Here is a 2302-nt window from a genome sequence, read left to right as displayed (position 1 = left end):
GTTACCGCCCGGCGGCCTTGCCGATGAAATCGATGAAGGCCGGATCGTTCATGAGCGGGATAGCCGCACAGATCGACGCGACGAAGAGAGTGATGGCGGCGCCGACGAGAGGCACCCACCAGCTGCGTTTCGCACTGCGCAGTCGGCGGATGGAGAAGTAGGCGGTGAGCGACCACCCGATTGCCAGGACGACGGCGGCGATCGTTCCCCAGGTCCTGCCCTCGGCGAAGTTGGTGAACTCGCCGTCGACGCCGAGGACGCTCATCATCTCGTTCATGGCGGTCGAGAAGTCGAGGTACGACAGGCCGGTCACGACGACGTTCACCAGACCGTAGGCGAGCAGCCCGATCGTCGCGAACCGGTCGACCGGATGCGAGCGAGCAGCGGCGGGCGCTGCTGCCGCAGGGCTCTCGGGCGGACCTGCAGCGACGACGGCCGGTGCCACCTCGTCGAGCGGCGGCAGTCCCGCCGCCCTGCGCTGCTCTTCGATGGTCGCGATTTCGCCGTACTGGGGCCGCTGGTCGGTCATGCGGCCATGCTATCCGCCCGACCCTTGGCAGGCTCCCAGACTGAACAGCCTGAAAACGACGGCGGCCCCGGAGAAGTGGGGACTCCTCGGGGCCGCGGACTCGGAACGCTGGGGACGCTCGTCATCCAAGTGGGTCGAGGAACGCTGGGGACGTTCCACCACCTGTAGCGCCGAATGCACAGACGTCTACCTTCCACATGTTAGGAAAGCGCGTGCCGACGCGCCAGTGTCATTTCTTCAGATAGTGAAACATCCGGTGACGCCTCTCAGAGGGGGCTCTCGTCGCCCGCGAGCGCATCAGCCCCGAGCTGCAACGACAACAACCGCGCGGCGCGCTGCAGCTTCGGGACGAGCGCGCGATCGAGGACGCCGGGTTCTGCGGGAAGCGAGATGGCCAGCGAGGCCACCACGTTCGGTGCGATCACGGGGACGGCCAGACAGGAGTTGCCGATCAGGTACTCCTCACGGTCCACGGCGTACCCCGGCGAATGCTCCAGCTGCGTGAGCAGGGTGCGCCGGTCGCTGATCGTCTGCGGCGTGAGCTCCTCGAGGCGATGCCGAGAGAGATAGTCGAGTCGCTCGTCGCCGGTGAGCTCCGTCAGGATCTGCTTTCCGAGGGCGGTCGCGTGTGCACTGGATTCCAGGCCCACCCACAGTTCGATCCGGGGGTTGCGCACTGCGTCGACGATGTCGACGAGATGCAGCTCGCCGTCGCGGTAGCGAGACAGGTACGCCGTCGCCCCCAGCTCGTCGGTCACATCCCTGAGCGCAGCGCGCACACGGGCGAGGAAGACGCCCCTGGCATCAGCATCCGTGTGGAAGGCCGGAAACCGAGTGCCGAGCACGAGACCGTCGGGTTCGCTGGTCAGGTATCCCTCGTGGATGAGGGTGCGCACGAGGTTGTAGGTCGTGCCCTGAGTGAGTCCGGTGATGGCCGACAGCATCTTCACCGGCAGGGGTCGCGGGGAGTTCGCGACGATGTCCACCAGCCGCAGAGCACGTTGGACCGACCCGATGAGGGTCGGCTCGCCCTCGGCGGCGGGCAAGACTAGACGCTTCCGCCTGACGCACGCCCCCCGAGCGCACGAGAATCGCGCTGACCCGAGGCATCCTGCCTCAGTTCCTTCGGCAGCGAGAACATCAGATCCTCTTCCGCCGTCTTGACCTCTTCGACATCGCGGTAGCCGGCGCCGTCGAGCGCCTCGAGCACCTCGTGCACGAGGACCTCGGGAACGGATGCTCCGCTGGTGACGCCGACCGTGGCGACGCCGTCGAGCCACTCCTGCTTGACCTCTTCGGCGTAGTCCACGCGGTACGCGGCCTTCGCGCCGTACTCGAGTGCGACCTCGACCAGGCGCACCGAGTTCGACGAGTTCGCAGAACCGACGACGATCACGAGGTCGGCGTTGGCCGCGACCTTCTTGATGGCGACCTGCCGGTTCTGGGTGGCGTAGCAGATGTCATCCGACGGCGGATTGTGCATCTCGGGGAAGCGTGCGCGTAGGCGGTTGACCGTCTCCATCGTCTCGTCGACGGACAGCGTGGTCTGCGAGAGCCACACGACCTTCGACGGGTCCTTCACCTGCACCGTGTCGGCTTCATCCGGCGAGTTCACGATGGTGACGTGCTCGGGGGCCTCTCCGGCCGTGCCCTCGACCTCTTCGTGACCTTCGTGGCCGATGAGGAGGATCTCGAAGTCGTCGCGGGCGAATCGCACCGCCTCGCGGTGCACCTTGGTCACGAGAGGGCAGGTCGCGTCGATCGCGTGAAGGC

The 2302-nt window shown here is 66.7% G+C and carries 3 protein-coding genes; all 3 read right to left on the bottom strand.

The annotated features are described in order from the left end of the window. Position 1 precedes the first annotated feature (1 nt). The gene (locus J7E68_RS17140) at positions 2-529 is read right to left on the bottom strand and encodes a DUF6264 family protein (RefSeq protein WP_215174627.1); all 528 of its coding nucleotides are present in this window, start codon (positions 527-529) and stop codon (positions 2-4) included. Positions 530-795: 266 nt separating this feature from the next. Next, positions 796-1575: an IclR family transcriptional regulator gene (locus J7E68_RS17135; RefSeq protein ID WP_215174625.1), complete on the bottom strand. Its 780-nt coding sequence runs from the start codon at positions 1573-1575 to the stop codon at positions 796-798. A gap of 2 nt (positions 1576-1577) precedes the next feature. Beyond that, the coding region (gene ispH, locus J7E68_RS17130) for a 4-hydroxy-3-methylbut-2-enyl diphosphate reductase (protein WP_215174623.1) at positions 1578-2302 on the bottom strand (725 nt) is incomplete at its 5' end.

Origin of the sequence: Microbacterium sp. ISL-103 (assembly GCF_018613995.1) — a bacterium.
Taxonomy (GTDB): domain Bacteria; phylum Actinomycetota; class Actinomycetes; order Actinomycetales; family Microbacteriaceae; genus Microbacterium.
The sequence above is the reverse complement of the archived record's forward strand: the minus strand, read 5'-3'. Positions and strand labels throughout refer to the sequence as shown.